We start from the raw sequence: 22,246 nt of genomic DNA, 5'->3' as shown, positions 1-22,246 counted from the left end.
TTCGTCTTCAATGACAAACACCCATGAGATACATCTTATTCCAATTTAATATATATCAGAGGTTTCACAGTCTGCGAAATTTTGCTCGTTATCACGCGGCAAGTGGCGCTGAAAACGCAGGTATTTCCGCAAGGCAATACGATAATTGTTGGTGCTGGTGTCCGGCAGCCAGGCCTCCAGTTTTTCATCCGCATGACGCTCAAGCAGTATCGATTGCGGCACCTGTTGGTCGACAAAATGGTTGCCAAGACGACGCAGACGCACAACGTACTCACGTACGGTACCCGCGCTCATATCCGTTTGTTCGAGGAGATATTGTTTGAAGCCGATGATATTGAAGAAGGCACTCTGCTCTTTACAGTGCAGATCGCCGCAGAAGCGGCATAGCGCTGACCAGGCGCTACGTTCCTGCTGCCACGCGTTGTCATCCATCAGCGTATCCAGGCGGGAGATAGCGATTTTATTCACGATTACGCCCTGACGCACTAAGGTGATACGGTCGAGCAGTTTGTGACACTGGGCGCAATGCGTTTCGCTGTGTTTAAAGTCTTTGAGATAGCGGCTTAATGGCCGTCTTTTTACCTGCATCATTATGATAACTCCGGGTTCTCATTACATAATGCGGCATTTTTGGCGAAACTTAACGTTACTCCAACCTACGTCTTACCCAGTTTTATGCGCAGACGCTTAATGGCCTGGCTGTGCAGTTGGCTTACGCGCGACTCCCCCACTTCCAGCACTGCGCCGATCTCTTTGAGGTTCAGCTCTTCCTGGTAATAGAGGGTTAACACCAACTTCTCGCGCTCTGGCAGAGCCTCGATGGCTTCCATCACGCGATGGCGAAGATCGCCTTCCAGTAGTTGATGCAGTGGGTTTTCGTGTTGATTCTCTTCCGTCACCAGCTCAATGCTGTCGCCATACTCTTCACGCCACTCATCGTAGGAGAAAAGCTGGCTGTTATTGGTGTCCAACAGCACCTGACGGTATTCTTCAATCGCGATCCCAAGTCGCTGCGCGACTTCGGTTTCGGTCGCGTTTCGTCCCAGTTCCTGCTCCAGCTGTCCCAACGTCTGCGCAACTTCACGCGCGTTCCGCCGGACACTACGCGGTACCCAATCTCGGCTGCGTAATTCGTCCAGCATCGCCCCACGGATGCGTTGCACTGCGTAAGTCGTAAATGCCGTACCTTGCAGAGCGTCATAGCGTTCAACTGCGTTCAATAAGCCGATACCGCCCGCCTGGAGCAGATCGTCCAGTTCCACGCTCGCCGGCAAACGCACCTGAAGGCGCAGCGCTTCGTGTCGCACCAGCGGCACATAGCGTTGCCATAGCGAGTGTTTATCCATTACACCTTCAGCGGTATACATTGAATTCACGATAAACAGCCCTGCATTAATATGAGTTATCGGCACGATTATCCGTTTCTACAGGAATTTTAATCGATGGAACAATGGGGAAAAGTGGGGGTTATTTGCGGAGTAAGTGAAATTTACTTAACAAAAAAACCCCGCCGAGGCGGGGTTTGTCAGATTGAGAGCGATTAGCCCTGCAGCAGAGACAGAACCTGCTGTGGAACCTGGTTCGCTTTGGACAGCACGGAGTTACCAGCCTGCTGGATGATCTGCGCTTTAGACATGTTGGACACTTCGGTCGCATAGTCGGCGTCCTGAATACGGGACTGCGCTTCAGACAGGTTGGTGGTGGTGTTGTTCAGGTTGGTTACAGCAGAGCTCAGACGGTTCTGTACCGCGCCCAGAGAAGAACGGAATTTATCGACGGATGCGATAGCTTTGTCCAGCAGAGCCAGCGGGTTGTTAGAAGACGCGCCATCAAACTCCTTAGTAGCTACAGTAGTAGTACCATCTGCACTGGAACTGAGTTTAATTACCGCCGGGTTAGTACCAGTCCCATCTACAGTAATTTTAGTGGCGGCAGCAAGACCGCTGTTAGCGAGAGAGCCCGCTACAGAGAAGTTTTTGCCTTGAACAGTTACATAGCCAACTGCAGCACCGCTCGAATCCGAGCCAACTTTAATTAACTGGCCAGATTGGGTTGCTGAAGTTACACCATTAGCAACATCAGAATAAGTTACGTCTGCGGTGTTCAGAGAAACAGTTCCGTCAGCCGCAATAGACGCTGCATAAGAATCACTGCCACTTTGTACAACGTAATTACCTGATGCTGAACCATCAGCATTTTTTACGTTGTGCAGGCTGAGGCCAGAAGTATCAGTGATGTTCAGCGCAGTAGCTACACTCGCAGCATATTTGATAGCAACAGGCGGACTACCTGCTGTTGCTGAAGGAATCTGCGTGATAGAGTCGCCAACACTTACGCTGCCGCCGGCAACAGAGAAGCCTTTAAGACCCAGAGTAGAAGAGTCAATCTTCTGCAGGTCGATGCTGATGGTCTGACCATCGTTCGCGCCAACCTGAATCTCCATAGAACCGTTTTTAGCCAGTACGTTCACGCCGTTGAACTGAGTCTGACCGGATACGCGGTCAATTTCAGACAGGCGGGATTTAATTTCGTCCTGGATAGAAGACAGGTCAGAATCGGAGTTAGTACCGGTCGTTGCCTGAACGGTCAGTTCACGTACACGCTGTAAGTTGTTGTTGATTTCAGACAGTGCACCTTCAGTGGTCTGCGCCAGAGAGATACCGTCGTTAGCGTTACGTGCCGCCTGAGTCAGGCCTTTAATGTTGGAGGTGAAACGGTTAGCAATCGCCTGACCCGCTGCGTCATCCTTCGCGCTGTTGATACGCAAGCCAGAAGACAGACGCTCGATAGAACTGGACAGAGCAGACTGGTTCTTGTTGATGTTGTTCTGAGTGATCAGCGAGAGGCTGTTGGTATTAATGACTTGTGCCATGATTCGTTACCCTATATTTCAAGTCGTTGATTACGTTATGGGTTTTCACCCGTCGGCTCAATCGCCGTCAAACTTGTTATCGTCTGCTGTAAAACAACCTTTAGAATTTTTTTCACCAATCCCGCATTTTTTTAGCCGCCGAAATACTCTTTTCTCTTGCGCTTATTCTCGCCATTAAAAAAAAACAATTAAGCGTAAACTTTGACGCATTCAGGCCGATAACCCAGACATTCATTATACGTGTCGACACATTAAGGAATAAAAATGGCAAGCATTTCTTCATTGGGAATCGGATCGGGCCTGAAGCTGAGCGACATTCTGGATAGCCTTACCGCGGCTGAAAAAGCCACGTTAACACCTATTACAAAACAGCAGACCTCTTACACCGCTAAACTCAGCGCCTATGGCACGCTGAAAAGCTCCTTAGAGGCCTTCCAGACCGCTAACACAGCGCTTTCTAAAGCCGATCTTTTTACGGCGACCACAACGGCCAGCTCTACTACCGCCTTCAGCGCAACCACTACCGGTAACGCGATTGCGGGTAAATACACCATCAACGTCACACAGCTGGCACAGGCGCAAACGCTGACCACCAAAGCAACGCAGGCTGATAACAAAACGGCCATTGCCACCAGTGACAGCGTTCTGACTATTCAACAGGGTGGAGGTAAAGAGCCGGTAACCATTAACATCAGCGCAGCAAACTCCTCATTAACCGGAATGCGCGACGCTATCAACAATGCCAAAGCGGGCGTCAGCGCCAGTATCATTAACGTCGGCGGAGCCTATCGCCTGTCGATTACCTCAAATGACTCCGGCCTGGATAACGCCATGACGCTGAGCGTCAGCGGCGACAGCGCACTGCAAAACTTTATGGGTTACAACGGCACCAAAGGCGATACCAGCAATGGTATGACCGAGAGTGTGACGGCGCAGAATGCCGAGCTCACAGTAAACAACGTTGCCATTGTAAACAGCAGCAATACCATTAGTGATGCGCTTGAAGACATTACACTGAACCTCAATGACGTGACCAGCGGCAACCAAACGCTGACCATCACTCAGGATACGACAAAAGCGCAAGCTGCGGTTAAAGCATGGGTAACAGCCTACAACGCCCTGCAGGATACCTTCAGCTCCCTGACCAAATACACGGCGGTTGATGTAGGCTCCGATAGTCAGGATACCAGCAACGGTGCATTGATTGGTGACACCACGCTACGCACCATTCAGACCCAGTTGAAGAGCGCACTGAGCAATACGCTGAGCTCCTCGGCTTATAAAACTCTGGCACAGATTGGCGTCACTTCTGACCCAAGCACCGGCCAGTTGAACGTTGATGATGACAAACTCAGCGCTGCGTTGAAAAAAGATTCATCCGGAGTCGGCGCTCTGATTGTGGGTGACGGTAAAAAAACCGGCATTACCACCACTATCGGTAACAACCTGACCAGCTGGCTTTCCAGCACCGGGATTATTCAGGCTGCCAAAGATGGGGTCAGCAAAACGCTGAACAAATTGACCAAAGACTATAACGCCGCCAGCGATCTGATTGATGTAAAGGTCGCCCGTTATAAAGACCAGTTTACCCAGTTGGACGTTCTGATGACCTCGTTAAATAACACCAGTAGCTATTTAACGCAGCAGTTTGAATCAACATCCAGCAGTTCCAAGTAATTATTCTTAACCGGGAGAAACATCATGTACGGGGCCCAAGCAACAAAAGCCTACGCACAGATTGACGTAGAAAGCGCAGTGATGAGCGCCAGTCAGCAGCAGCTAGTCAGCATGCTGTTTGACGGCGCGCTGAGCGCGCTTATCCGCGCCCGCCTGTTTATGCAGGACGGCAATCTGCAGGGAAAAGGGCTTTCCCTGTCGAAGGCAATTAATATCATCGAAAACGGCCTGAAAATGGGGCTGGATGAAAAGAGTCATGATGAACTGACGCAGAATCTGTTAGCGCTCTACGCCTATATGGTAAGACGACTTTTACAGGCTAATCTGCGCAATGACGCTGGCGCCGTTGAGGAGGTTGAACACCTCATGCGCAATATCGCCGATGCCTGGAAGGAATCTCTCCTTACGCCTAATTTGATTCAGGACGCCGTCTAATGAGCCATGCACCGCATCTTTATCTCTCGTACCAACAGCTGGTTGAAAAAAGCAACAGGATGCTGCGACTTGCCACGGAAGGATTGTGGGACGAACTGATTGCCAGTGAAATGGAATACGTTAATGCGGTGCAAAAGATTGCTCAGTTAACCCAGCTAAGTGAACCGTCCGACCCGGTTCAGGAGCAGCTTCGTCCCCTGCTGCGCAAGGTACTGGATAATGAAAACACCGTAAAACGTCTGCTACAAGCGCGCATGGATGAGCTGGCAAAACTGGTGGGGCAATCGTCGATACAAAAGTCGGTGATGTCGACCTACGGTAAACAGGGTGGCCACGTGCTGGTTCCCCAGGATAATGCCGACCTTAATCATTAGTGATATTCACTCCGACACGCGGCGTGCCGGAGTGAATGTTTTTTATGGCAGTACCGACGGCAGCGGCGTTTTCGCCAGCGCAGCCGCGCATTCCACCGTTGGGCGTTCGACGCGTTGCAGCGTCATGCCGTCATACTTCAGCGTGTTACCGTCACGTTCAACCGCGTACACGTCCAGCTTATTCGTCACGTTATAAACGTCTTTATCTTTCAGCATCAGTTTCCCCGGAAGCGCAATCACGCGCTGCCACTGACGGCAGTCCATCGTATCGCCATCACGAGTCACAATCAGGCTGCCTATCGCCTCCGGGCTCACCAGCGCACGCTGCGGCCCAACCGACTGCCAGTATCCAGCCAGCCCCGCCGGAGCCGGTGCTTTTACAACGGTGGAGTAATCGGTAATTTGCGCACAACCCGCCAGCGTTAACAGCGCCGCCACAATGGCTAATTTTTTCATTATTCGTCCTGTTCCGGGAGAAAAAAACAGAAACATTATAGCGTTAAACCGATGACCGTTTCACGGTAATTGACTATTGCGGTAGGCGTGCCGCGATAAAAAACGCGGACGTTGGAGCGAGGAAGAGAAAATAGAAGGAAAAACACAAATCAGTTGTAGGCCGGATAAGCAAAGCGCCATCCGGCATCGCCCGAACAAATTGCCGGATGGCGGCGTGAACGCCTTATCCGGCCTACGGACTGAGTATTAAACTTGCATGCCCATCACTTCCTGATACGCACTCACCAGCTTATTGCGCACCTGAATCCCCATCTGCAGCGACACCGACGCTTTTTGCAGATCGGTCATAACATCGTTTAGCGCAATGCCCGGCTCGCCCAGCGAAAACTTCTCCGCCTGCGCTTTCGCGCTGTTTTGCGTATCGCTCACGCGATCCAACGCGGCGTGAAGCTGCCCGGCAAAGCTGATGCTTGGTTGCGTATCCACGCTCTGATTGCGTGCCATTGCCGCCGTGGCTTGCAGCTGTGACAGAACACCTTCAATACCCTGAATCGCCATATGAACTCCCGGATTGTATTTAACCTGGGAATGAGCTTACCAGCTTGTCAATAAGATAAAGGCGCTAAATAGCACCATAAAAATGGGTTATTTGGCCCATCAAAAATCCTAAAGAAACAAATAATGGCATAGCTATCTTTATGAGTTCTGACCTGGGAGTCTGCTTTGTTTTCGTTAACGTTTAACGCCATTGATCAGGATCGACGAGGTGCGCAATGAGCGCGAGTGCTACGGCTACACCACAAAATAAAACCTTAGAGTGGGTCAACCGCCTGCGCGCGAATCCTAAAATCCCACTGATGGTCGCCAGCGCGGCCGCGGTGGCCGTTCTTGTGGCAATGGTGCTGTGGGCAAAATCCCCGGACTACCGCACGCTGTTCAGCAACCTGTCTGACCAGGACGGCGGTGCTATCGTCACACAGTTAACCCAGATGAACGTCCCTTACCGCTTTGCCGATAACGGCGGCGCGCTGGAAGTTCCTGCGGATAAAGTTCACGAGCTGCGTCTGCGCCTGGCTCAGCTTGGCCTGCCGAAAGGTGGCTCAGTTGGCTTTGAGTTGCTCGACCAGGAAAAATTTGGCATCAGCCAGTTCAGCGAGCAGGTGAACTACCAGCGCGCGCTGGAAGGAGAGCTGGCCCGCACTATTGAAACCCTCGGCCCGGTCAAAAGCGCGCGCGTCCATTTAGCGATGCCGAAACCATCGCTGTTTGTCCGTGAACAAAAATCCCCTTCCGCTTCGATAACCGTCAATCTGGAGCCCGGCCGTGCGCTCGATGAAGGGCAGATATCTGCAGTTGTGCATCTGGTCTCCAGCGCCGTCGCCGGTTTACCGCCGGGCAACGTCACGCTTGTCGACCAGGGCGGGCACCTGCTGACGCAGTCGAATACCAGCGCTCGTGACCTGAACGACGCGCAGCTGAAGTATGCCGCCGACGTTGAAGGCCGCGTTCAGCGCCGTATCGAAGCAATACTCGGGCCGATTGTCGGCAACGGTAACGTCCACGCGCAGGTGACCGCGCAAATCAACTTTGATAACAAAGAGCAAACCGACGAGCAGTATCGTCCGAACGGCGATGCCAGCCAGGCAGCGGTGCGTTCACGTCAGGTGAGCGAGAGCGATCAGGTAGGCAGCCCTTATCCAGGCGGCGTTCCGGGCGCGCTGTCAAACACTCCTGCACCTGCGCCATCGGCACCTATCAGTACGCCACCGGCAAACCAGGCCAACGGTCAGACCGCCGCGAACCGCAACACCACCACCACGACCGGTCCGCGCAATACGCAGCGTAATGAAACCAGCAACTACGAGCTCGACCGCACCATCATGCACACCAGGAAAAACGTTGGCGATGTTCAACGTCTGTCGGTGGCCGTGGTGGTCAACTACCGTAATCTGCCGGATGGCAAACCGCTGCCGCTTACGAACGATCAGATGAAGCAGATTGAAGACTTGACCCGCGAAGCGATGGGCTTCTCCACCACCCGTGGCGATACCCTGAACGTGGTCAATTCACCGTTTAACGATACCGATGAAAGCGGTGGTGAACTGCCATTCTGGAAGCAGCAGTCGTTTATCGATCAGCTGATGACCGCCGGTCGTTGGTTACTGGTGCTGATTGTCGCCTGGCTCCTATGGCGTAAAGCGATTAAGCCGCAGCTCCAACGCCGTGAAGCCATCGCGCTGGCGTCCGCCGAGCAGGTGAAAGTTCAGCAGGAAGCGCAGGACGCCGTTGAGGTTCGCCTCAGCAAAGATGAACAAACGCAGCAGCGCCGTGCTAACCAGCGCCTGAGCGCTGAAGTGATGAGCCAGCGTATTCGCGAAATGTCTGATAACGATCCGCGCGTGGTAGCGCTGGTCATTCGCCAATGGATGAATAACGACCATGAGTAACCTGACTGGAATCGATAAAAGCGTCATTTTGCTGATGACGATTGGCGAAGACCGCGCGGCCGAGGTGTTCAAGCACCTCAGCACCCGCGAAGTACAGCAGCTCAGTACCGCCATGGCGGGCGTAAAGCAGATCTCTAATAAACAGCTGACCGACGTGCTGGCGGAGTTCGAGCAAGAAGCCGAGCAGTTTGCGGCACTGAGCGTCAATGCCAACGACTACCTGCGTACGGTGCTGGTCAAAGCGTTGGGTGAAGAGCGTGCCGCCAGCCTGCTGGAAGATATTCTCGAAACCCGCGAAACCACCAGCGGCCTCGAAACGCTCAACTTTATGGAACCACAGAGCGCCGCCGATATTATCCGCGAGGAGCACCCGCAGATTATCGCGACCATTCTGGTGCACCTCAAACGCGGTCAGGCAGCCGATATTCTGGCGCTGTTCGACGAACGTCTGCGTCACGACGTGATGCTACGTATTGCCACCTTCGGCGGCGTACAGCCGGCGGCGCTGGCGGAACTTACCGAGGTGCTGAACAACCTGCTCGACGGCCAGAACCTCAAGCGCAGCAAAATGGGCGGCGTGAGAACGGCGGCCGAAATTATCAACCTGATGAAAACGCAGCAGGAAGAAGCGGTTATTACCGCAGTGCGCGAATTCGACGGCGATCTGGCGCAGAAAATCATCGACGAGATGTTCCTGTTCGAAAACCTGGTCGACGTGGACGATCGCAGCATCCAGCGCCTGCTGCAGGAAGTGGACTCCGAATCGCTGCTCATTGCCCTCAAAGGCTCCGAGCCGCCGTTGCGCGAGAAGTTCCTGCGCAATATGTCCCAGCGTGCGGCCGACATTCTGCGCGACGACCTGGCCAACCGTGGCCCGGTACGTCTGTCTCAGGTCGAGAACGAACAGAAAGCCATCCTGCTTATTGTGCGTCGTCTGGCCGAAACCGGCGAGATGGTGATTGGCAGCGGAGACGACACCTATGTCTGATACCACGCCGTGGAAAGTCTGGCAGCCTGACGATCTCTCTCCGCCAATGGAAATGGAGTTTACCCCACTTTCCGTTGACGAAATGGACGAGGAGCAAGAAGAGATTTCCGCCGAACAGCTGCAACAGCAACAGCTGGCTCAGCTACAGATTCAGGCTCATGAACAGGGCTACCAGGCCGGTCTGCGTGAAGGCCACGCCGCCGGTCAACAGCAGGGTTATCAGGAAGGTCTGGCGCAAGGGCTCGAACAGGGTCTGGCGCAGGCCAAACAGGAACAGGCGCCAATTCACGCCCGTATGCAGCAGCTGGCGAGCGAATTTCAGCATACGCTGGATACCCTCGATAGCGTCATTGCTTCACGTCTGATGCAGATGGCGCTGGAAGCGGCGCGGCAGATTGTCGGGCAGGTGCCGGTGGTGGATAACACCGCGCTGATTAAGCAGATTCAATCCCTGCTTCAACAGGAGCCGCTGTTCACCGGCAAGCCTCAGCTGCGCGTTAGCCCGGAAGATTTACCACGCGTCGAAGAGATGCTCGGCGCAACGCTGAACCTGCACGGCTGGCGGCTGCGAGGCGACCCAACGCTGCATCCCGGCGGCTGCAAAGTCTCCGCCGATGAAGGCGATCTGGATGCCAGCGTCGCCACGCGCTGGCAGGAACTGTGCCGCCTGGCGGCACCGGGAGCTTGCTGATGACCGTGCGTCTGACCCGCTGGCTCAACACGCTCGACAATTTCGAGGCGCGTATCGCGCAGCTTCCTGCTGTGCGCCGCTACGGACGTCTCACCCGCGCAACTGGCCTCGTGCTGGAAGCCACCGGGCTACAGCTTCCGCTCGGCGCGACCTGCATTATCGAACGCCAACAGGGCGCGGAGATGCAGGAAGTAGAAGCCGAGGTTGTCGGCTTTAACGGTCACCGCCTATTTTTGATGCCGCTCGAAGAAGTTGAAGGCATCCTGCCCGGCGCGCGCGTCTATGCGCGTAACACCGCCGGTGACGGACTGCAAAGCGGCAAACAGCTGCCGCTTGGCCCGGCGCTGCTGGGCCGCGTACTGGACGGCAGCGGCAAACCGCTTGACGGATTGCCCGCCCCGGATACCACCGAAACCGGTGCGCTTATCACCGCGCCGTTTAACCCCTTACAGCGCACGCCGATTGAACACGTGCTGGATACCGGGGTACGCCCAATCAACGCCCTGCTCACCGTCGGACGCGGCCAGCGTATGGGACTGTTTGCCGGTTCCGGCGTCGGTAAGAGCGTGCTGCTCGGCATGATGGCGCGCTATACCCGCGCCGACGTCATCGTCGTCGGGCTTATCGGTGAACGTGGGCGTGAAGTTAAAGACTTTATCGAGAACATTCTCGGCACCGAAGGCCGCGCGCGTTCGGTGGTGATTGCGGCTCCGGCCGACGTTTCTCCCCTGCTGCGCATGCAGGGTGCCGCCTATGCGACCCGCGTGGCGGAAGATTTCCGCGACCGCGGTCAGCATGTGTTGCTGATCATGGACTCCCTGACCCGCTACGCCATGGCGCAGCGTGAAATCGCGCTCGCCATCGGCGAACCGCCAGCGACCAAAGGCTACCCGCCTTCGGTGTTCGCCAAACTGCCCGCGCTGGTTGAGCGTGCTGGTAACGGCATTACCGGCGGCGGCTCGATCACCGCGTTTTATACCGTATTGACCGAAGGCGATGACCAACAGGATCCGATAGCCGACTCCGCGCGCGCCATCCTTGATGGTCACATCGTGCTGTCCCGTCGGCTGGCGGAAGCCGGGCACTATCCGGCCATTGATATCGAGGCCTCGATCAGCCGTGCGATGACCGCGCTCATCAGCGAAGAGCATTACGCCCGGGTACGCAACTTTAAGCAGCTGCTCTCGAGCTTCCAGCGTAACCGCGACCTGATTAGCGTCGGCGCATACGCCAAGGGCAGCGACCCGATGCTGGATAAAGCCATCACGCTTTGGCCGCATCTGGAAGCATTTTTACAGCAAGGCATTCTTGAAAAAGCAGACTGGGAATCATCCATCCAGGCCCTGGAAATGATTTTCCCATCGTCATAGTGAAGCAAGAGGATCACAAATATGGCGCAGCACGGTGCATTAGCAACGCTGAAAGAGCTGGCAGAAACTGATGTGGACAACGCCGCCCTCGTTTTGGGTGAAATGCGGCGCGGATGCCAGCAGGCGGAAGAACAGCTCAAGATGTTGATGGACTATCAACTGGAATATCAAAACAGCCTGAATAACGACATGACGCAGGGCATTGCCAGTCTGCGATGGCAGAACTACCAGCAGTTTATTCAAACGCTGGAGAAAGCTATCGACCAGCACCGTCAGCAGTTGATTCAGTGGAACAACAAAGTGGAGCAGGCGCTGAATTTCTGGCGCGAGAAAAAACAGCGTTTGCAGGCATGGCAAACGCTACAGGACCGGCAAGAATCCGCCGCGCTGCTGGCGGAAAACCGGCTTGATCAGAAAAAAATGGATGAGTTTGCCCAACGCGCAACCTTGAGGAAACCCGAATGATTACTCTGCCTAACCTTGCCGTCAGCGATGCAAATATTGCAAGCACAGACGCGACGGCAAAAACCCCGGGGTCACCCGAGGATTTCCTGGCGCTGTTGGCAGGCGCACTGACCCAGAGCGCCGACCCCGCTGGCGCAAAAAACGCGCTGCTCACCGACGCTGATGTCAAAGGCCTTGCCGATGTGAAAGGTCTGAAAGATATCAAAGTTCAGGGTCAGTCGCTGACCAAGTGGCTGGTTCAACAGGAGGCTACCCAGGCCAATGCCAGCGCCGAGAGCGACGTAGACTTAGCGACCTCAAGTGATGCTCAGACCCTGTTAAGCTCACTGGCCGCCCATCTGAAAAGTGAACTGACCACCGGTAAAACGGACGCGAAAAGCGACGACGACTCCGCTGAGAGCAAACTGAGCGACGACGATCTGAAAAGTCTCAGCGCGCTCATGGCGATGCTGCCGGTCACCCCGCAGATTCAGCAGACGGCTACCGTTACTGCGCCTGCGCAAAATAGCGACACGCTCAGCTCCCTGACCACCGCACTCGGTCGTGGTGGCGCGAAATCTCAGGGCTTTGTGGATGTTAAAGGCACACCGACCACGCAAACTGGCGTTGATACCCGCGCGCTGCCCGCCGACTCCGCCTTTGTGATCCCAACCCAGAAAGCGGAATCAGAAAGCGTTTCGAGCCCAACCGCCGCCACCGCCGCGCTGGCACCGGTCGCCAACCAGAACAACGCCGCGCCGGTCCTTCCTGCCACCGCGACGGCCAACGTGCGCGCCCAACTGGGCACCGCGGACTGGCAGCAGAACGTGAGCCAGCACATCACGCTGTTTACCCGTTCGGGCCAGCAGACCGCCGAGCTGCGCCTGCACCCGGAATCGCTGGGCCAGGTACACATTACGCTGAAGGTGGAAGATAACCTGGCGCAAATCCAGATGGCCTCACCGCACAGCCACGTGCGCGCTGCACTGGAGGCCGCGCTTCCGGTACTACGCACTCAGCTTGAAGACAATGGCATTCAGTTGGGACAAAGCAATATCAGCAGCGATGGCTTTGCAGGTCAACAGCAGCAACCTTCATCTCAGCAGTCGTTTGCCGCACGTCATAACGCCGACGGCGGTGAAAACCAGGACGACACCGAACTTCTCGCCGTCCCTGCCGCCCTGCAATCTTCGGCTCGCGGGGATAATGCGGTAGATATCTTCGCTTAAACGCCCGAGGTAACACGATTATTCCCGTCTTTTCCACGCTTTGACCCGCGCGGGAGGCGGGATAATCATTGGATAGGCTCTAAAAGGAAGACCGCATCAAATGACTGACACCGCTATCAATAAAAAGAGCAAACGCTCCCTCTGGATCCCTTTGTTGGTGCTGGTAACGCTCGCCGCCTGCGCCACCGCAGGCTACAGCTACTGGCGTTTAACCAACAAAGCAGAGACCGCCGCGCCAAAAGAAGCGCCGCCGCCAGCTGCGCCGGTCTTCTTCCCGCTGGATACCTTTACCGTCAATCTCGGCGATGCCGACCGCGTGCTGTACGTTGGCGTGACGCTGCGCATGAAGTCTGAGGCTGACCGCGCGCGCCTGAATGACTATCTGCCGGAAGTTCGCAGCCGCATGCTCCTGCTGCTGTCACGCCAGGATGCGACTAAGCTTGCTACTGATGACGGCAAAAAGCAGCTCGCTGCCGAGATTAAAGAAACGTTGAGCGCACCGCTAATTGCTGGTCAGCCTAAACAGAACATTACCGACGTGCTGTATACAGCCTTTATTTTGCGGTAGGACTATGGGCGATAGCATTCTTTCTCAGGCCGAAATTGACGCGCTGTTGAACGGCGACAGCGACAATCCTAACGAGCCGCAGGCACGCGCTGCGGGCGAAGATGACATTCGCCCCTATGACCCCAATACCCAACGACGCGTTGTACGTGAACGTCTGCAGGCGCTGGAGATCATCAACGAGCGTTTTGCCCGCCACTTCCGTATGGGATTGTTCAACCTATTGCGCCGGAGTCCGGACATTACAGTGGGGGCGATTCGTATTCAGCCATACCACGAGTTTGCTCGTAACCTGCCGGTGCCCACTAACCTTAACCTGATCCATCTAAAGCCGCTGCGCGGCACGGGCCTGGTGGTCTTTTCCCCAAGCCTGGTGTTTATCGCCGTGGATAACCTGTTCGGCGGAGATGGACGCTTTCCGACCAAAGTAGAAGGTCGTGAGTTCACCCATACCGAGCAGCGGGTCATCAACCGCATGCTGAAGCTGGCTCTGGAAGGCTATAGCGATGCATGGAAAGCCATCAACCCGCTGGAAGTGGAATATGTCCGTTCGGAGATGCAGGTGAAGTTCACCAACATCACCACTTCGCCGAACGACATCGTGGTGAACACGCCGTTCCACGTAGAAATAGGCAATCTGACCGGCGAGTTTAATATCTGCCTGCCGTTCAGCATGATTGAGCCGCTGCGCGAACTGCTGGTTAACCCGCCGCTGGAAAACTCACGCAATGAAGATCAGAACTGGCGTGAAAATCTGGTGCGTCAGGTGCAGCACTCCGAGCTCGAACTGATAGCGAACTTCGCCGATATCTCGCTTCGACTGTCACAAATACTCAAACTTCAACCCGGTGATGTCCTGCCGATAGAGAAGCCCGATCGCATTATTGCGCACGTCGACGGCGTGCCGGTGTTAACCAGCCAGTACGGCACGGTTAACGGACAATATGCGCTGCGCGTAGAACATTTGATCAACCCGATATTGAATTCGCTGAACGAGGAACAGCCCAAATGAGTGATATGAATACTCCACCCGATGACAACAGCGGATCCGTGGACGATCTGTGGGCTGAAGCGCTGAACGAACAGAAAACCACCAGCAGCAAAAGTGCTGCCGATGCGGTATTCCAGCAACTTGGCGGCGGCGACGTCAGCGGCACGCTGCAGGATATCGACCTGATCATGGATATTCCGGTCAAGCTGACCGTTGAACTGGGTCGTACCCGGATGACCATCAAAGAGCTGCTGCGCCTGACGCAGGGTTCCGTGGTCGCACTGGACGGCCTGGCGGGTGAACCATTGGATATCTTAATCAACGGCTATCTGATTGCCCAGGGTGAAGTTGTGGTGGTTGCCGACAAGTACGGCGTACGTATCACCGACATCATCACGCCATCAGAGCGTATGCGCCGCCTGAGCCGTTAAGATGAGCACAAACCACGCTGTGCCACCGGCACCGGTCTCTCATAGCGCTACGCCGTCTGGACACGGCGTGGCGACGACAAACCATACTGCCGCATCCGCAACCCCCACCGCACCGGTGACCGTTGCGCATGTTAATGAGCCGGCGACGTCGCCATTAATTCAGGTTAGCGGTGCCCTGCTGGGCATTATCGTGCTCATCCTGGCGGCGGCATGGGTGGTGAAGCGCGTCATGCCCGGCGCCATGAGAAATCAGCCAGCAAGCGGGTTGAAGGTGAGCGCTAGCGCCTCGCTGGGTGCCCGTGAACGCGTGGTGATTGTTAACGTTGAAGATGCGCGTCTGGTGCTCGGCGTCACCGCGCAACAGGTTACGTTGCTGCATAAGCTGCCGCCAGCCTCAGCGGAGAATCAGCCACCGCAGGCTGCCGCACCCGAATTTGCTTCACTGATGAAAAACATGCTTAAGCGTCCCGGGAGATCCTGATGCGTCGTATTTATTCCCTTGCGCTGAGCGGGCTGTTGTTGCTGTCGCCCTCCGCTTTTGCAGAACTTCCAGGTTTAATCAGCCAGCCGCTAGCCAACGGTGGTCAGAGCTGGTCGCTGCCGGTTCAGACGCTGGTTTTTATTACCTCGCTGACCTTTATCCCGGCCATTTTACTGATGATGACCAGCTTCACCCGCATCATCATTGTGTTCGGCCTGCTGCGTAGCGCCCTGGGAACACCGTCTGCGCCACCTAACCAGGTCCTGCTGGGACTGGCGCTGTTTCTGACCTTTTTCATTATGTCGCCGGTTATTGACAAAGTTTACACCGACGCCTATCAGCCGTTTAGCGAAGATAAAATCACCATGCAGGATGCGCTGGAAAAAGGCGCGCAGCCGCTGCGTGAATTTATGCTGCGCCAGACCCGTGAAGCGGATCTGGCGCTGTTTGCCAGACTCGCCAACAGCCAGCCTATTCAAGGTCCAGAGGCCGTTCCTATGCGTATTCTGCTCCCGGCCTATGTCACCAGCGAACTGAAAACCGCCTTCCAGATTGGCTTCACCATTTTTATTCCATTCCTGATTATCGATCTGGTGATCGCCAGCGTCCTGATGGCGCTAGGGATGATGATGGTGCCGCCTGCCACCATCGCGCTGCCGTTTAAGCTGATGTTGTTTGTACTGGTGGATGGCTGGCAACTGCTGGTCGGCTCGCTGGCGCAGAGTTTTTACAGTTAAGGAGTACCCATGACCCCTGAATCCGTCATGATGATGGGCACCGAAGCGATGAAAGTGGCGCTGGCGCTGGCCGCCCCGCTGCTGCTGGTTTCTTTGGTGACCGGCCTGATTATCAGTATCCTGCAGGCCGCGACGCAGATTAACGAAATGACGCTGTCGTTCATTCCAAAAATCATCGCTGTGTTTATCGCGATTATCGTTGCCGGACCGTGGATGCTGAATCTCCTGCTGGACTACGTGCGAACGCTGTTCAACAACTTGCCCTATATCATCGGCTAAGCACGATGATCCATTTCACCAGCGACCAGTGGCTCTCCTGGCTCAGCCTCTATTTCTGGCCCATGCTGAGGGTACTGGCGCTGATAACGACCGCGCCGATTCTGAATGAACGCACCATACCGAAACGCGTGAAGGTGGGGCTGGGGATTATTATCACCGTCGTTATCGCCCCTTCTCTGCCGGTCGTTGAAGTCCCTATCTTCTCGGCAAATGCGCTCTGGCTAGCGCTACAGCAGATTCTTATCGGCATTGCGCTAGGGTACACCATGCAGTTCGCCTTTGCGGCCGTTCGCTACTCCGGCGAGGTCATTGGCCTGCAGATGGGGCTCTCATTTGCCACCTTTGTTGACCCAGGAAGCAACCTCAATATGCCGGTGCTGGCACGAATCATGGACATGCTCGCGATGCTGCTGTTCCTGGTTTTTAACGGCCATTTATGGCTTATTTCGCTGCTGGTCGATACTTTTCACACCCTGCCCATCGGCGGCGAACCCATTAACAGCAACGCGTTTTTAGCGCTGACGCGCGCGGGAGGAATGATTTTTCTCAACGGCGTCATGCTGGCTCTGCCTATTATCACGCTGCTGCTGACGGTCAACCTGGCGCTGGGTATGCTCAACCGTATGACACCGCAGCTCTCCGTATTCGTCATCGGATTTCCGATTACTCTCACCGTCGGCATTCTATTAATGGCAGCATTAATGCCGCTGATCGCACCGTTTTGCGAACACTTATTTAGTGAGATATTTGATCTATTAGCAGATATTATCAGTGAGTTACCACGTATAAATTCTCCATAAGCCACCCGGTTATTATGAGGAAATTCCTAAAGTAAAATTGCAAAAACATCTACCAGCATATCGCTGGCGCGGGTTATTTGTTTTTAGGTGATTCACACTACATAACATTTACTTTACTTTGAGATGATTCCTGGCAAATTATACGTAACTTTACGGGATAGTTGATGCCGCCTGTTCGTCTTCATCCTCTTGTTTTTTATTTTCACCAGGTTCGTTGCGGCGATGAAGTTCGAAGGCAGTGGGTTAATTATCGTTACGCATTGAGTGAGGGTATGCCATGTCAACGATTATTATGGATCTATGCAGTTATACGCGGCTAGGGTTAACCGGATACCTGGCCAGTCGTGGGGTAAAAAAACGTGATATTGACAATGTAGACAACGTTGACGGGCTCGCTGAGATATGCGCCGTTCGCCGTCCAGCTGTCGTGTTTATTAATGAGGACTGCTTCATTCATGATGTGCAGAGTAGTCTGCATATTAAGCAGATCATTAATCAACACCCCAGGACGCTGTTCATTGTTTTTATGGCGATTGCCAATATTCATTTTGACGAATATCTGATGGTTAGGAGTAATCTGCTAATTAGCTCTAAATCGATAAAACCTGAAACGCTCGATATCATTTTGGGTAATTATCTGAAAAAAGAAACAGCAGAAGTAAAGCAAACTAATATCTCTACCTTGTCATTAAGTCGTACAGAATCCAGCATGTTGAAAATGTGGATGTCGGGTCAGGGAACGATACAAATATCCGATCAGATGAATATTAAAGCTAAAACCGTATCGTCACATAAGGGTAATATTAAAAAGAAAATAAAAACGCATAACAAACAGGTTATCTATCATGTTGTTCGTCTGGCTGAGAATGTCACATCAGGCATTTTCGTCAATATGCGTTAGGATAACGACAGCAGGGAAACTGGCGGTATCGCTACCGCCAGATGACTAAATCACGATTCGCTTTTTTCAACGAAAATACCGTCTGCGTGGCCCAACTCATTGAAGAACCAGATCCCCATAGGATAATCCTCCAGCGATACCAGATACATCGTCCCTTCATTGAATTGCTCAATTGCCAGCACGACGCCGGAGCGACGCGGCCCCCCATCTGTCTTGACCGTCACACGATCGTTAACTTGCATAAACGTCATCTCCTGAGTGGTTTAGCCCAGTTTAGAACAAAATTGCCGCGCTGACAGCGCTCCGTTGCATAAGTGCTTAATTATCCATCATTATCGCGAAATTGCTCATTTTTTAAGCATATCCATCAATTAGATGTATACTTATACAGGGACCGAAACAAAGGGTGTCTGTGATGAAGATAGCAAGCGACCCCCGAGGGGTTAACATTGATGCGCTGCTAGCAGCGATTAACGAAATCAGCGAAAGTGAAATCCACCGCGCGACGGAGGACCCACATCACGTGAGCGTAGATGGCCGCGAATACCATACCTGGCACGAGTTAGCAGAAGCCTTCGAGTTGGACATTCATGATTTCAGCATCACGGAAGTGACGCGCTAGCGGGGTAAAAAAATCCCGACACGCAAGCGTCGGGATCAACCTTGCCGAAGCAAGAAGCATTGAAATATTCGTTACATCAGGAAACCTGACGTGGGTGAAACATTATCGTCGTTTATTTAAAATGACAAGAATTATTCACCTAAGAAATAAATATGACAGCGTAGTCCTGCTTACGCAGACACTTCGCTAACCTAATGATAAATCAACAAGATGACAGTTTTATTTTCAGAATTTCGCCATCACATCTTTAAGATTTTTCTCAATATACGCTTTCAACATAAGTTAAATTTATGTTTTATGACGCTATTTATTCCTGTCCTCTCCGTCTTCCGCACACACACGATTTCGCCCACTCGTTTTCGCCAGATAGAGCCTTTTATCCGCAATAGATTGCAGAACCTGGAAATCATACTGCGCCAGTTCATCGCTGCTACAAACGCCCAGCGAGGCGCTAACCCGAATGGTCTGGTTGCGGGAAATAAGGATTTCCCGGCTGTTAATGCTTTCGCGGATACGTTCGGCAATGACCGTTGCCTGAGCCAGCGAGGTGTCCGGCAGCACCAGACAAAATTCTTCACCACCTACCCGGCCAGCGATATCTTCTTTACGGATCTTATTAAGGATCACCCTGCCAATATGAATAAGCACCCGGTCACCCGCCTGGTGACCAAAGCGATCGTTAATGCTTTTAAAATGGTCGAGGTCGAGCTGAATGACCGCCAACGACTCACCCGCCTTCTGGCAGTCGGCAAGGGATTTACTCGCTCTTTCAAACAACGCGCCGCGGTTATAGAGGCGAGTCAGCATATCGTGCCACGCACGCCACGCCAGCGAGTCCTGAAGCGTTGACATATTGCGCACCATGCGGCGGATGACTATCCAGGAGATAATCAGCATCGTGGTAAACAGTACCCAAAGTAGCGTCAGCGCAATACTGATACTACCGAAGTCTCCGCGAACGCCCTCTTCCAGGCTATGAATGCGCAGCAGCACGCCATCAAAATTTCGCAGCTTCTCCCAACTGATATAACGCGATAACTGGCGCACACTGCCTTCGTTTTGTTGTTCATAGGCATGAGCCAGTTGGGCCTGAACCTCCTGCGAGAGCTGAGTGCGCTTTGACGCATCCGACTCAGAAGAGGCAATCAGGTTCATTCGGCGGTCGTATAGCTGGTATTCTCCTTCTTCCTCTCCTTCAACGGATTGCGTCAGAAACTGCGTCATTTCATTGACAGAGAGCTGGATAGCCAGCACGCCGAACCAATACTGTTCATAGTCCAGCGGAACGGCGGCAGTCACGGTTTGCGCAGCAGGCGTTTTATCCCGACTGAAGGTCGTCTGCCACTTCACCCCACGATTGGGGTTGTCGCGCTGCGACTGCTGGGTAAACCAGGGGCTGGTTGCCAGACGATAGTAATATTCGGTTATGCTGTCCTGCTGGGTAGCATCTGTGCTGAGGTAAAAACCGGCACGCGAGACATACAGCATATGGGTTTCAAAACGCGCAAGGTGTTGACGGGTCATCGCGGATAAACGCAGCAGGTAGCCCAGTTCAATGGTCGCCATGAACTCGTTGCCCAGCAGCGGATTGTCGCGTGACAGCAGATTAGTATGCTCAACGAACGCGTCGGATACGCCGTGTAGCGGCAGCGTTCGGTTGTTGTTCAAAGAGATCTGCCAGTCAGACTGCGCACGTTGGCGTTCAAACTGCTGTTCGGCGGCGCGCAGCACTTCAAACGCCAGCGGCACCTGGAGAGCGGACTGCATACCATTGCGGAAAAACAGCAGGCGGTCAGTGTTAAACTGAAGCTGCGCATCCATATCATTGGCCACGTTCTTCAGATTATTACGCTGACTTGAGATGTAGGCATCTTCCAGCACGATGGTTTCGCGCCATGTCAGCAGCGTTGAAAAAAAGAGAACCACGACAAAACAAATATTGACGACCCGCTCAGGCTTAACCCGGCGCGCCAGCTTAGACCACCATCCTGTGGGCGTTGGTGTCGTCGCCTTCAAGGGATGCACGGTAGCGCTCCTAAACGGCTGTTTGAATTAACAACCCGCGACAGTTCCAGAATTGATTGCTGCTGATAATTCATGCTGCTCCACGACGACAATGCTACGACAAAGGGCCGGGATAACGGCCCTAAACCGCCCGGCATTCGCCGGGCGCAAAGGCAAAGATTACGTTTGCTCTTGTGGGGATAGATTGCCTGGAATCAGCTCATCTTCACGGAATGCCTCCCGCTTAACGCCAAAACCATCGTACCAGCGGCACTCCACCATCCCGCTGGCGTATCCCGTTACGACCATTCGCGGCCCACCATTTTTGGGCCGGACTTCATCACTGACCAAAAAGACCATTGTTGCCTCCGGTATCAGGGTGAAACTGTTTCACCTTAGCCGATCCACGAACGGTTTGCGTACCGGAACCGCATTTTTTATGCACGAGACTGGCGCCAGCGTGAGATGACATTCACCCCCGCCAGCACGACGGCGCCAATCACAAAACCGAGCACCAGATTGGCGAACACCGGCACCAGCGTGGCAAGCCAGGATGCCTGCTGCGTGGCAAAGGTTTCAATGGCGTGATGCACCGGCGCAACGCCGTGAACCACGATACCGCCACCCACCAGGAACATGGCCAGCGTCCCAACGACCGACAGCGTTTTCATCAGCCACGGTGCTACCACCAGCAGCCCTTTACCGACACCTTGCGCCAGGGCGTTGCGTTTTTCGACCAGCCAGTAGCCCATATCATCCAGCTTCACAATCACGCCCACGAGGCCGTAGACGCCAATGGTCACCAGCACGGCGATGCCGGATAAAATCAGCACCTGATTCAACAACGGCGCTTCAGCGACGATGCCTAAGGTAATGGCAACAATTTCTGCAGAGAGAATAAAATCGGTGCGGATAGCGCCCTTCACTTTATCTCGCTCATAGCTGCCAGGGTCCTGCTGCGCAATAGCCTCCAGACGCTGCTGGCGCGCGTCGTCGTCGCCTTTATGTTTACGCTCATGCAGCGTATGCAGCACTTTCTCCACGCCCTCAAAACAGAGGTACGCGCCGCCAATCATCAAAAGCGGCGTTACCGCCCACGGGATAAAAGCACTGATTAACAGCGCCAGCGGTACCAGAATGACTTTATTAAGCAGCGACCCTTTCGCCACGCTCCACACCACCGGCAGCTCGCGATTCGCACGCACGCCAGAAACCTGCTGAGCGTTCAACGATAAATCATCCCCCAGCACGCCAGCCGTTTTTTTCGCCGCCAGTTTGCCCATCATCGAGATATCATCGAGTAAAGTGGCGATATCATCTAACAAGGTTAATAAGCTACTTCCTGCCACAAACCACATCCTTTATTTTTTGTATTGATAACAAAGTATGAAGCAAAATGACGCGGGGCGTAAGAGATACATATTTATAACATAAAAACAACATCAACCCCTG

The 22,246-nt window shown here is 53.9% G+C and carries 27 protein-coding genes; 18 read left to right on the top strand and 9 right to left on the bottom strand.

Annotation, left to right across the window (positions count from 1 at the left end; translation table 11 throughout):
- Positions 1 to 45: 45 nt before the first annotated feature.
- The 3 genes from fliZ to MY052_RS09160 form a co-directional block, all read right to left on the bottom strand.
- Entirely contained in the window at positions 46 to 597 is a 552-nt protein-coding gene (fliZ, locus tag MY052_RS09170; protein ID WP_202218097.1) for a flagella biosynthesis regulatory protein FliZ, read from the bottom strand.
- Between the two features lie 59 nt (positions 598 to 656).
- Positions 657 to 1,376 carry an RNA polymerase sigma factor FliA gene (locus MY052_RS09165; RefSeq protein WP_035894153.1) on the bottom strand — a complete coding sequence of 240 codons (720 nt, stop codon included), beginning with the start codon at positions 1,374 to 1,376 and terminating at the stop codon, positions 657 to 659.
- A 164-nt stretch (positions 1,377 to 1,540) separates the two neighbouring features.
- Positions 1,541 to 2,872 carry a FliC/FljB family flagellin gene (locus MY052_RS09160; RefSeq protein ID WP_202217712.1) on the bottom strand — a complete coding sequence of 444 codons (1,332 nt, stop codon included), beginning with the start codon at positions 2,870 to 2,872 and terminating at the stop codon, positions 1,541 to 1,543.
- Between the two features lie 264 nt (positions 2,873 to 3,136).
- On the opposite strand from MY052_RS09160, the gene fliD reads away from it, so the two are divergent.
- The 3 genes from fliD to fliT are packed head-to-tail and all read left to right on the top strand — an operon-like array spanning position 3,137 to position 5,358.
- The gene (fliD, locus tag MY052_RS09155) at positions 3,137 to 4,549 is read left to right on the top strand and encodes a flagellar filament capping protein FliD (protein ID WP_202217711.1); all 1,413 of its coding nucleotides are present in this window, start codon (positions 3,137 to 3,139) and stop codon (positions 4,547 to 4,549) included.
- 24 nt (positions 4,550 to 4,573) lie between these two features.
- Positions 4,574 to 4,984 carry a flagellar export chaperone FliS gene (gene fliS, locus MY052_RS09150; protein WP_248538641.1) on the top strand — a complete coding sequence of 137 codons (411 nt, stop codon included), beginning with the start codon at positions 4,574 to 4,576 and terminating at the stop codon, positions 4,982 to 4,984.
- Entirely contained in the window at positions 4,984 to 5,358 is a 375-nt protein-coding gene (gene fliT, locus MY052_RS09145) for a flagella biosynthesis regulatory protein FliT (protein ID WP_035894127.1), read from the top strand. Before fliS ends, fliT begins: the two co-directional genes overlap by 1 nt.
- A gap of 42 nt (positions 5,359 to 5,400) precedes the next feature.
- On the opposite strand, the gene yedD is transcribed toward fliT, so the two are convergent.
- The gene (gene yedD, locus MY052_RS09140) at positions 5,401 to 5,814 is read right to left on the bottom strand and encodes a lipoprotein YedD (RefSeq protein ID WP_035894129.1); all 414 of its coding nucleotides are present in this window, start codon (positions 5,812 to 5,814) and stop codon (positions 5,401 to 5,403) included.
- A 246-nt stretch (positions 5,815 to 6,060) separates the two neighbouring features.
- The gene (fliE, locus tag MY052_RS09135) at positions 6,061 to 6,372 is read right to left on the bottom strand and encodes a flagellar hook-basal body complex protein FliE (protein ID WP_123652190.1); all 312 of its coding nucleotides are present in this window, start codon (positions 6,370 to 6,372) and stop codon (positions 6,061 to 6,063) included.
- Between the two features lie 215 nt (positions 6,373 to 6,587).
- Here fliE and fliF point away from each other — a divergent pair, with 215 nt between their 5' ends.
- From fliF to rcsA, 14 genes are all read left to right on the top strand, one after another.
- Positions 6,588 to 8,261, top strand: coding sequence for a flagellar basal-body MS-ring/collar protein FliF (gene fliF / locus MY052_RS09130; RefSeq protein ID WP_202217708.1), 1,674 nt, complete (start codon positions 6,588 to 6,590; stop codon positions 8,259 to 8,261).
- The gene (gene fliG / locus MY052_RS09125; RefSeq protein WP_035894135.1) at positions 8,254 to 9,249 is read left to right on the top strand and encodes a flagellar motor switch protein FliG; all 996 of its coding nucleotides are present in this window, start codon (positions 8,254 to 8,256) and stop codon (positions 9,247 to 9,249) included. Before fliF ends, fliG begins: the two co-directional genes overlap by 8 nt.
- A complete protein-coding gene (fliH, locus tag MY052_RS09120; protein ID WP_035894137.1) occupies positions 9,242 to 9,940 on the top strand; it encodes a flagellar assembly protein FliH in 699 nt (232 codons plus the stop codon). Before fliG ends, fliH begins: the two co-directional genes overlap by 8 nt.
- The gene (gene fliI / locus MY052_RS09115; RefSeq protein WP_035894154.1) at positions 9,940 to 11,310 is read left to right on the top strand and encodes a flagellar protein export ATPase FliI; all 1,371 of its coding nucleotides are present in this window, start codon (positions 9,940 to 9,942) and stop codon (positions 11,308 to 11,310) included. Before fliH ends, fliI begins: the two co-directional genes overlap by 1 nt.
- 21 nt (positions 11,311 to 11,331) lie before the next feature.
- Positions 11,332 to 11,775, top strand: a complete 444-nt coding sequence (fliJ, locus tag MY052_RS09110; RefSeq protein ID WP_035894139.1) for a flagellar export protein FliJ — start codon at positions 11,332 to 11,334, stop codon at positions 11,773 to 11,775.
- Positions 11,772 to 12,983, top strand: a complete 1,212-nt coding sequence (locus MY052_RS09105) for a flagellar hook-length control protein FliK (RefSeq protein WP_248538640.1) — start codon at positions 11,772 to 11,774, stop codon at positions 12,981 to 12,983. Before fliJ ends, MY052_RS09105 begins: the two co-directional genes overlap by 4 nt.
- Positions 12,984 to 13,083: 100 nt before the next feature.
- Positions 13,084 to 13,551 carry a flagellar basal body-associated protein FliL gene (gene fliL / locus MY052_RS09100; protein WP_035894143.1) on the top strand — a complete coding sequence of 156 codons (468 nt, stop codon included), beginning with the start codon at positions 13,084 to 13,086 and terminating at the stop codon, positions 13,549 to 13,551.
- Positions 13,552 to 13,555: 4 nt separating this feature from the next.
- Positions 13,556 to 14,560 (top strand): flagellar motor switch protein FliM, encoded by a 1,005-nt coding sequence (fliM, locus tag MY052_RS09095; protein ID WP_035894146.1) that lies wholly within the window; start codon positions 13,556 to 13,558, stop codon positions 14,558 to 14,560.
- Positions 14,557 to 14,970, top strand: coding sequence for a flagellar motor switch protein FliN (fliN, locus tag MY052_RS09090; protein ID WP_035894148.1), 414 nt, complete (start codon positions 14,557 to 14,559; stop codon positions 14,968 to 14,970). The genes fliM and fliN overlap by 4 nt, the downstream gene beginning before the upstream one ends.
- Before the next feature lie 115 nt (positions 14,971 to 15,085).
- Positions 15,086 to 15,451, top strand: a complete 366-nt coding sequence (gene fliO, locus MY052_RS09085; protein ID WP_035894155.1) for a flagellar biosynthetic protein FliO — start codon at positions 15,086 to 15,088, stop codon at positions 15,449 to 15,451.
- Positions 15,451 to 16,188: a flagellar type III secretion system pore protein FliP gene (gene fliP / locus MY052_RS09080; RefSeq protein ID WP_115073920.1), complete on the top strand. Its 738-nt coding sequence runs from the start codon at positions 15,451 to 15,453 to the stop codon at positions 16,186 to 16,188. Before fliO ends, fliP begins: the two co-directional genes overlap by 1 nt.
- Positions 16,189 to 16,197: 9 nt before the next feature.
- Positions 16,198 to 16,467, top strand: a complete 270-nt coding sequence (fliQ, locus tag MY052_RS09075) for a flagellar biosynthesis protein FliQ (RefSeq protein WP_035896987.1) — start codon at positions 16,198 to 16,200, stop codon at positions 16,465 to 16,467.
- 5 nt (positions 16,468 to 16,472) lie between these two features.
- Complete coding sequence (gene fliR, locus MY052_RS09070) at positions 16,473 to 17,267, top strand: flagellar biosynthetic protein FliR (protein WP_035896990.1); 795 nt, start codon at positions 16,473 to 16,475, stop codon at positions 17,265 to 17,267.
- 277 nt (positions 17,268 to 17,544) lie between these two features.
- Positions 17,545 to 18,168: a transcriptional regulator RcsA gene (rcsA, locus tag MY052_RS09065; RefSeq protein WP_035896993.1), complete on the top strand. Its 624-nt coding sequence runs from the start codon at positions 17,545 to 17,547 to the stop codon at positions 18,166 to 18,168.
- Between the two features lie 50 nt (positions 18,169 to 18,218).
- Here the strand turns inward: rcsA and dsrB are convergent, their stop codons facing one another.
- Positions 18,219 to 18,410: a protein DsrB gene (dsrB, locus tag MY052_RS09060; protein ID WP_035896994.1), complete on the bottom strand. Its 192-nt coding sequence runs from the start codon at positions 18,408 to 18,410 to the stop codon at positions 18,219 to 18,221.
- Between the two features lie 173 nt (positions 18,411 to 18,583).
- Between dsrB and MY052_RS09055 the strand changes: the two genes are divergently transcribed.
- Positions 18,584 to 18,790: a DUF2525 domain-containing protein gene (locus MY052_RS09055; RefSeq protein ID WP_035896996.1), complete on the top strand. Its 207-nt coding sequence runs from the start codon at positions 18,584 to 18,586 to the stop codon at positions 18,788 to 18,790.
- Between the two features lie 303 nt (positions 18,791 to 19,093).
- On the opposite strand, the gene dgcQ is transcribed toward MY052_RS09055, so the two are convergent.
- The 3 genes from dgcQ to MY052_RS09040 all read right to left on the bottom strand — a co-directional run bounded on the left by dgcQ (position 19,094) and on the right by MY052_RS09040 (position 22,143).
- Complete coding sequence (dgcQ, locus tag MY052_RS09050; protein ID WP_248538639.1) at positions 19,094 to 20,815, bottom strand: cellulose biosynthesis regulator diguanylate cyclase DgcQ; 1,722 nt, start codon at positions 20,813 to 20,815, stop codon at positions 19,094 to 19,096.
- 159 nt (positions 20,816 to 20,974) lie between these two features.
- Positions 20,975 to 21,154, bottom strand: a complete 180-nt coding sequence (locus MY052_RS09045) for a YodC family protein (protein WP_035896999.1) — start codon at positions 21,152 to 21,154, stop codon at positions 20,975 to 20,977.
- Positions 21,155 to 21,231: 77 nt separating this feature from the next.
- Positions 21,232 to 22,143 carry a DUF808 family protein gene (locus MY052_RS09040; RefSeq protein WP_035897001.1) on the bottom strand — a complete coding sequence of 304 codons (912 nt, stop codon included), beginning with the start codon at positions 22,141 to 22,143 and terminating at the stop codon, positions 21,232 to 21,234.
- Between the last annotated feature and the right edge of the window lie 103 nt (positions 22,144 to 22,246).

This window comes from Kluyvera ascorbata, from assembly GCF_023195735.1.
GTDB classification, from domain to species: Bacteria; Pseudomonadota; Gammaproteobacteria; order Enterobacterales; family Enterobacteriaceae; genus Kluyvera; species Kluyvera ascorbata.
The sequence above is the reverse complement of the archived record's forward strand: the minus strand, read 5'-3'. Positions and strand labels throughout refer to the sequence as shown.

Excerpts from the sequence above, each read along its gene's own strand:
- MY052_RS09160 (WP_202217712.1), bottom strand. The coding sequence starts at position 2,872 with ATGGCACAAGTCATTAATACCAACAGCCTCTCGCTGATCACTCAGAAC.
- fliD (WP_202217711.1), top strand. The coding sequence starts at position 3,137 with ATGGCAAGCATTTCTTCATTGGGAATCGGATCGGGCCTGAAGCTGAGC.
- fliS (WP_248538641.1), top strand. The coding sequence starts at position 4,574 with ATGTACGGGGCCCAAGCAACAAAAGCCTACGCACAGATTGACGTAGAA.
- fliT (WP_035894127.1), top strand. The coding sequence starts at position 4,984 with ATGAGCCATGCACCGCATCTTTATCTCTCGTACCAACAGCTGGTTGAA.
- yedD (WP_035894129.1), bottom strand. The coding sequence starts at position 5,814 with ATGAAAAAATTAGCCATTGTGGCGGCGCTGTTAACGCTGGCGGGTTGT.
- fliE (WP_123652190.1), bottom strand. The coding sequence starts at position 6,372 with ATGGCGATTCAGGGTATTGAAGGTGTTCTGTCACAGCTGCAAGCCACG.
- fliF (WP_202217708.1), top strand. The coding sequence starts at position 6,588 with ATGAGCGCGAGTGCTACGGCTACACCACAAAATAAAACCTTAGAGTGG.
- fliG (WP_035894135.1), top strand. The coding sequence starts at position 8,254 with ATGAGTAACCTGACTGGAATCGATAAAAGCGTCATTTTGCTGATGACG.
- fliH (WP_035894137.1), top strand. The coding sequence starts at position 9,242 with ATGTCTGATACCACGCCGTGGAAAGTCTGGCAGCCTGACGATCTCTCT.
- fliI (WP_035894154.1), top strand. The coding sequence starts at position 9,940 with ATGACCGTGCGTCTGACCCGCTGGCTCAACACGCTCGACAATTTCGAG.
- fliJ (WP_035894139.1), top strand. The coding sequence starts at position 11,332 with ATGGCGCAGCACGGTGCATTAGCAACGCTGAAAGAGCTGGCAGAAACT.
- MY052_RS09105 (WP_248538640.1), top strand. The coding sequence starts at position 11,772 with ATGATTACTCTGCCTAACCTTGCCGTCAGCGATGCAAATATTGCAAGC.
- fliL (WP_035894143.1), top strand. The coding sequence starts at position 13,084 with ATGACTGACACCGCTATCAATAAAAAGAGCAAACGCTCCCTCTGGATC.
- fliM (WP_035894146.1), top strand. The coding sequence starts at position 13,556 with ATGGGCGATAGCATTCTTTCTCAGGCCGAAATTGACGCGCTGTTGAAC.
- fliN (WP_035894148.1), top strand. The coding sequence starts at position 14,557 with ATGAGTGATATGAATACTCCACCCGATGACAACAGCGGATCCGTGGAC.
- fliP (WP_115073920.1), top strand. The coding sequence starts at position 15,451 with ATGCGTCGTATTTATTCCCTTGCGCTGAGCGGGCTGTTGTTGCTGTCG.
- fliQ (WP_035896987.1), top strand. The coding sequence starts at position 16,198 with ATGACCCCTGAATCCGTCATGATGATGGGCACCGAAGCGATGAAAGTG.
- fliR (WP_035896990.1), top strand. The coding sequence starts at position 16,473 with ATGATCCATTTCACCAGCGACCAGTGGCTCTCCTGGCTCAGCCTCTAT.
- rcsA (WP_035896993.1), top strand. The coding sequence starts at position 17,545 with ATGTCAACGATTATTATGGATCTATGCAGTTATACGCGGCTAGGGTTA.
- dsrB (WP_035896994.1), bottom strand. The coding sequence starts at position 18,410 with ATGCAAGTTAACGATCGTGTGACGGTCAAGACAGATGGGGGGCCGCGT.
- MY052_RS09055 (WP_035896996.1), top strand. The coding sequence starts at position 18,584 with ATGAAGATAGCAAGCGACCCCCGAGGGGTTAACATTGATGCGCTGCTA.
- MY052_RS09045 (WP_035896999.1), bottom strand. The coding sequence starts at position 21,154 with ATGGTCTTTTTGGTCAGTGATGAAGTCCGGCCCAAAAATGGTGGGCCG.